Raw genomic sequence first — 6,743 nt, 5'->3', positions numbered from 1 at the left:
TTAGGTAGGATGTTTATTGTTAATTTTTATGGTTTTTAAAATTTAGTTATTTAGTTGGATTGTTTTATTTTTTAGATGTTTTAGTTTGAGTGGCTACTAATTTTTTTAGTAGTAGTTTGTTTTTATTTTTAAATTTTTTTATGATTTTTTTAATCTATTCTACGGTTTTTAGGTTTATTATTTTATTTTTTATGGTTTTTATTTAATTGTATTCCTTTTTATTTTTTAATTTATTTTTATTCTTTATTGTTTTATTTTTTACCATGGTTTTTATTTTTGTTTTTAGTTGTTTGTGTTTTTAGTGATTTAGCTTTTAGATTTATATTATTTGGGGATTTAGTCGTTTTAAGTTTAAAATGTTTATAGCGAGTTTGATAAATTTGGTTTTTTAGTTTTTACTGCTTATGTTTTTGGTTTTTTATTAATCTGAAAAATTAGTTTTTTAGTTGTTTAGTTTTTTAGTTGTTTAGTTTTTTAGTTGTTTAGTTATTGAATTGTTTTAATGGTTTATTTGATGGGTTGGGTGATATTTTATTGTTAGTTATTACTTAGATTGTTGTTTGTTTGGATTGGAAAGATTGGTATTTGAATTAAATAGTGTTGTGGTTTTATAAAATTATAGAATTAATTAGACTTGTTTTATTTGTATATTGTAAGGTGAATTTTATTGTTGGGCTAGAATAAATATGCTTGATAAAGATTAATTGTTTTTTGGTTGGTGGATTTTTTAGTTTTTGTTAATTGTTATATCTAGATATAGTATATAATGAGATGAGAAAATAGTATGGATGACAATGATTAAATTAACTTCTTTTCAATCCTTTAAAGTAAATTTTAGTAAAATACAAAATATTCTTTATAAAGGTTAAAAATGCACTTTACTTTGCTAAATGAAAAAGATTTTTTCAACCCCTACTACCGCAAAAAGCAAATTACACAAAATGAATTTGACACTTTTAGCAAGGCTTTAACGCAGTATCTAGAAAGGCTTGAAAGCTCACAAAGTGAAAATGAAGATTATCTTGTAGCTAACACACTTAGTCCATTTTTAACCACTCTAAATTTCAAAACCCACATCAAAACCAAGCAAAAAGGCAAAAGCGAGATCGACTTAGCCATTGCTAAAGATGAGCTTAGCAAAGACTTAGAAGTTCTCATCGAAGCTAAAAAGCCCAACTCAAAAGAATTCATCACCCATACAAAGCCAAATTCCAAAGCCTTGCATGAAGCCATTTTGTATTATTTTAGAAACAGAGAGCATAGCTTTAGTTTGAAATTTATCATCATCACAGACTTTTATAAATTCTACATTTTCAAAGCTAGTGAGTTTGAAGAGCTTTTTTATAAAAACACAAGCTTTAAAAAGCTTTTTGAAGAATTTCAAAGCCCAAATTCACTTTTTAAAGGCAACACTGATGAATTTTACAAAGAAGCAAGCAAACTTATAGAAAATTCCAAAGAAAGTTTAAAAGGCTTTTTTATCGATTTAGCCTTTTTAAAAGACAAGCAAAAGTCAAATTTCAAAAACCTAGCAAGCATTTTTAAAACCTTTCATAGAGACTTTTTGCTAAATGAATTTAGCCCAAATGACGCAAACTCACTAAACAACGCATTCTATAAAGAGCTTTTATACATCTTGGGTTTAAGCGAGAGTAAACAGCTTTCTAAATTCATCATCACACAAAGTGAGCAAAGCAAACAAGCCCAAGGCACACTTTATCATCTCATAGCGAGCAAGCTTCCAAAGCATGACTTTGAAGAAGTGTTAAAATTCATCATACTTTGGCTAAACCGCATTTTATTTTTAAAGCTTATCGAGTCTAATTTAGTTAGATTTAATGATGATAAAACCCTTAAATTTCTAAACTATGAAAAAATTCCAAATTTTACTACCCTTTCACATCTTTTCTTTGATATCTTAGCTAAAGAAAAGCACACAAGGACGCAGAGTAAATTTAGCTATTTGCCTTATTTAAATTCATCGCTTTTTGAAAAACAAGCCATCGAAAAAACCACACTAGAAATCGCTACTTTGGAAAATGACGCCTTGCTAGAGTATCACCCGCACACGCAGTTAAAAGATGACAAAGGCAAAAGTAAAAAAGGCAAAGTAGGTTTGCTTGAGTATTTGTTTGAGTTTTTAGACAGCTTTGATTTTGGAGCAGATGAGCAAAGCGAAGAACTCATCAAACAAAAAGAACTCATTAATTCAAGCGTTTTAGGAAATGTCTTTGAAAAACTAAATGGCTACAAAGAAGGTAGTTTTTATACCCCAAGTTTTATCACTTCATACATGTGTAAAGCAAGCATAGAAAAAGTCGTGCTAGATAAGTTTAACCATACTTTTAAGCTAAATGCCACCAAGCTAAGCGAGCTAAGAATCCAGTTGCGTCAAGAAAAAATCTCTCAAGAGCAAAAACTAGCCTTGCTAAATTCCATACGCATTTGCGATCCTGCGGTGGGAAGTGGGCATTTTTTAGTTTCAGCTTTAAATGCCATGCTTATGGTGCATTATGAGCTTGGTTTGTTTGAAGAGGACTTTTACCTAAGCGTGCAAAATGATGAAATTTTAGTGCAAAATCACAAAGGCCAATTTTTAGAGTATAAACGGCCTGATTTTGACAAAGACAAAACCCACCTTTGTCAAAAAGAACTTTTTGAGCGTAAAAAAGACATCATAGAAAACAACCTTTTTGGAGTAGATATCAACCCAAACTCATGTGAGATCACTAAACTAAGGCTTTGGATAGAGCTTTTAAAACACAGCTTTTATGAAAGCTTTGATGATGTAAACTATCATGATCTTAAAACCCTACCAAACATTGACATCAACATAAAATGCGGGAATTCACTTATAAGTTATTTTGAAATTCACAAAAGCCTTTCTCACTACCCAAACATCAAAGAACGCATGGATAAATACAAACGCATAGTCAAAGACTACAAAGAAGGCTTTTACACCGACAAAACTCTCATCGCAAAAGAGATCAAAAACCTCAAAGAGTCTTTTAAAAATTTCTGCTTAAAAGACAAATTTGCCAAAGAGATCAAGCAACTTACCAACGGCGCTAATGAATACTCTAAAAAATACGGCGATTTTTTAGCACAAGATGAAAAAGATGAGAATTTTAGAGCATTTTTCTCTAAAAATATGTTTGAATTTGACTTTGATGAAAGTGCTGCTAAGAAAGAATTTAAAAAGCTTAAAAAGCTTTATGAGAGTATATTTGACTTAGAAAGTGCAAATCCTTTTGAATGGCGTTTTGAATTTAGCGAAGTGCTTGATGAGGGCGGGAGCTTTCAAGGGTTTGATCTCATCATCGGTAACCCACCTTACATCAGACAAGAAGACATCAAAGAGTTAAAGCCAAATTTAGCCAAAAACTATAAAGTATATAAAGGCACAAGCGACATTTATACTTACTTTTATGAGCTTGGGTTTAATGTGCTAAAGCAAAATGGTGTTTTGTCGTTCATCACTTCAAACAAATACACAAGAGCAGGTTATGGAGAAGCTTTAAGAGAGTTTTTACTCAAAAATACCACACTTTTAGAATACATCGATCTAAATGGCATAAAAGTCTTTGAAAGTGCTACGGTAGATACTTCTATACTAAGCTTTGAAAAAGCAAAAACTAAAGATAATAAATTTAAGTACCTAGCCCCAAGCACCGAGCTTTTAAAAGAAAATGATTTTAATATAGAAAGCATTTTAAATTTTAATAAAATCACACAAAATTCTTTAAGCAAAGAAAGCTTTACTTTTAACGATGAAAGCACAAACGCACTAAAAGCAAAGATAGAGTGTATAGGCACTCCGCTTAAAGACTGGCATGGGCTTAATATATATCGTGGAATTTTAACAGGGCTTAATGAAGCCTTTATCATCACTACTGAAAAAAGAGATGAAATTTTAACTAAATGCAAAGATGAAGCCGAAAAAGAACGCACCGCCAAACTCATACGCAAAATGCTACGCGGTAGAGATATAAAAAGATATAGTTATGAGTGGGCAGGGCTTTGGGTGATATTTATACCTTGGCATTTTCCAAATGTTGAAAAGCCAAAAACAATGCTAGAAAATGAACAAGATTTAAAAGAACAATATTCGAGCTTATATAATCACTTATTATCACATAAAGAAAAATTATCTAATAGAAATAAAGCTGAAACAGGAATTCGTTATGAGTGGTATTGTTTGCAAAGATGGGGAGCAAATTATTATCAAGAATTCGAAAAAGAAAAGATAGGCTGGCAAAGAGTAACCCAAGAACCGAGTTTTATTTTAGAAAACGAGCGTGTTTTATTGGATTCTATGGCTTTTATGGTAGGAAATTCTAAAAATGAACTTAAATATCTTTTGGGATTTTTAAATTCTAGTTTGATATTTTATTATTTTAAAAATATCGGGCATTTATATTCAGATAAAGGTTTTTTATTATCAAATCAATATGTAGAAAAATTTCCTATACCAAAAATAAATTCTAAAAATGAAAAACTAGCAAACGAGCTTATAAGCTTAGTCGATGAGATTTTAGTTTTAAAAGAACAAGACAAAAACGCAAACACCAAAACCCAAGAAGATAAAATAAACTCTATCGTTTACAAACTTTACAACCTAAACGAAGAAGAAGTAAAAATCATTGAAGGTAAGTAATGAGCGAATTTGACTATAAGCAGCAGATTAAAAAATTTTTAGAAGATAAAAATAATCATAGTTTACTTATATATGGAGGCTGGGGAGTTGGAAAAACTTATTTATGGAAAGAAATTGAAAACGAAATTAATCCAAAAATAATACAAAAGAAAGGTTTGTGGAAAAAATTTAAGTCCAATGCAAATTTTTTTAATCATTTAATAATATTAATTTCTATCATAAAACAATGTGTTGGAATTACTCTTATGAGTATTATAAAGTATTTTAATCTTTGTAGTTATATTGAAAATCCAAACAAACAAGTAAAAAATATTGTTTATGTTTCTTTGTTTGGAAAGGAACATTATAAAGAAGTTTTAGAAGAAATAACCTTAAAAGCTTATAAGCATAACAAGATTTTATATTTTATTCGAAATATAACTTTTTGGAAATTGTCTATAGGTGCATTTTTGCAATTATTTATAGAAAAAAATTTCGAAAATATAATTGTATGTCTTGATGATTTAGAAAGAAAATCAGATAAGCTTGATATTAAAGATATTTTAGGACTTGTTAATAAACTAAAAGAAGAAAAATGTAAAGTGGTTTTGATAGGTGATATAGATAGTTTAAGACAACAACAAGATATATTTAAAGAATACCGAGAAAAAAGTATAGATTTGGAAATTTGTGTTGACATGAAAGAGAGTGTTATAGGTTCTTTTATTAAAGAAAAATACCCTCGTATATATAAAGAAAGTATCTTAGAGCAAATTTATAAAATTAGAAATTTAAGAAAAATCAATAAAATTTTGGAGATATTTGATTTTCTCAATTGTATTTTTTCTGAACAAGCATCTAAAGATAATATGCCTCAAGAGCTATATCAATATATATTACATCGTATAATAAGTAAAATTGATAAACAATGTTTTTGTAACGACGAAACATACAAATTCTATCACATGAATAATCATATTTTTTCAGCTGTTATTGATTCCGCAATAGAAGGTTACATTCAAAATGCTACTTATTTTTTATGTGATAATGTAAAAGAAGAACTGTGTGTTATTTTAAAAGAGCATGATCTTTTTTCTTTATTGTGTCGTGCTAAAAATATTCTTGGAAAGGCTATTTGCGGAGATGCGCTGAAAGAAAAAGACAATTTTGTGTGTATTTTAAATGAACTAGAAAAAAAACATCGAATTGCAGATTTTATATTTCATTTTGGATATATAAATTTTATAGCTTTGGATAGGTATTTTAATTTTCCTGAAATTTCATGTGTAAAAGAAGCTAGAGTAAGTTGTTTACAATTAGCAATAAGTAGAAATGAAAATTATATTTTAAAGAATAACTATTGTAATATAATATCTGATTCACACTTGTTGAATGAATTAGAAAAAAATTATGATTCTATTCCAAAATTTAATGCTGTTTTATACAAGATACATAGTTATGCTGATTTTATTCAAAATTTAGAAATAATTGAAAAAATTGAAAAAAATAATTGCACAAGAGATATGCAAATAGAGATTGATAACCCTATAATTTTAACTTATCTCAAAATATATTTTAATTCAAATCATAATTTACATATTGGAAGTATAGAAAATAAAGATTTATATCCTGTGTTATATGATAAATATTGTGAAACCAAATATAAGAATTTAGTAACAAATTCAAATGCTATTCATATAGAAATACCTTAAAAAATACTGTTTTAAATTTGTAATACTCGAACTTTACAGTATTGGATTAAAAATATATAAAAAAGGACAGCAAATGAAATCCGAAAATTTGACTTTATCGCAAGATGAAATAGAAAAAATTAAAGACGAGCTAAAATATATTATTAGAATGCAAAATAGTTACAATTTTAATGTAAAAATAAACAATAAGAATACAAATAATAATGATGTAAAAAAGAATAAAAATTTATTTTTTATAGTGCATAGTAATCAAGAAAATTTGGATTTGAAAATAGATTTAGAAAAGTTGTCTAGTTTATCTAATATGGATTTTCAAATTAAATTTAACAAGTTTAAAATAGAATTTGAAAATACATCTGAAGAAAAAATAAAAATTAAGCAAAATTTATATTTTA

Annotated in this window: 3 protein-coding genes; all 3 read left to right on the top strand. The window is 27.8% G+C overall.

The genetic code is table 11. The annotated features are described in order from the left end of the window. Window positions 1-871: 871 nt before the first annotated feature. Window positions 872-4,657: an Eco57I restriction-modification methylase domain-containing protein gene (locus L8W55_RS07775; RefSeq protein WP_263678120.1), complete on the top strand. Its 3,786-nt coding sequence runs from the start codon at window positions 872-874 to the stop codon at window positions 4,655-4,657. Further along, window positions 4,657-6,348 carry a P-loop NTPase fold protein gene (locus L8W55_RS07770; protein ID WP_263678119.1) on the top strand — a complete coding sequence of 564 codons (1,692 nt, stop codon included), beginning with the start codon at window positions 4,657-4,659 and terminating at the stop codon, window positions 6,346-6,348. The genes L8W55_RS07775 and L8W55_RS07770 overlap by 1 nt, the downstream gene beginning before the upstream one ends. Before the next feature lie 73 nt (window positions 6,349-6,421). Continuing rightward, window positions 6,422-6,743, top strand: a 322-nt coding sequence (locus tag L8W55_RS07765; RefSeq protein ID WP_263678118.1) for a hypothetical protein, incomplete at its 3' end; no start/stop codon positions are given.

Origin of the sequence: Campylobacter sp. FU_520 (genome assembly GCF_025772385.1) — a bacterium.
Taxonomy (GTDB): Bacteria; Campylobacterota; Campylobacteria; order Campylobacterales; family Campylobacteraceae; genus Campylobacter_D; species Campylobacter_D lari_C.
The sequence above is the reverse complement of the archived record's forward strand: the minus strand, read 5'-3'. Positions and strand labels throughout refer to the sequence as shown.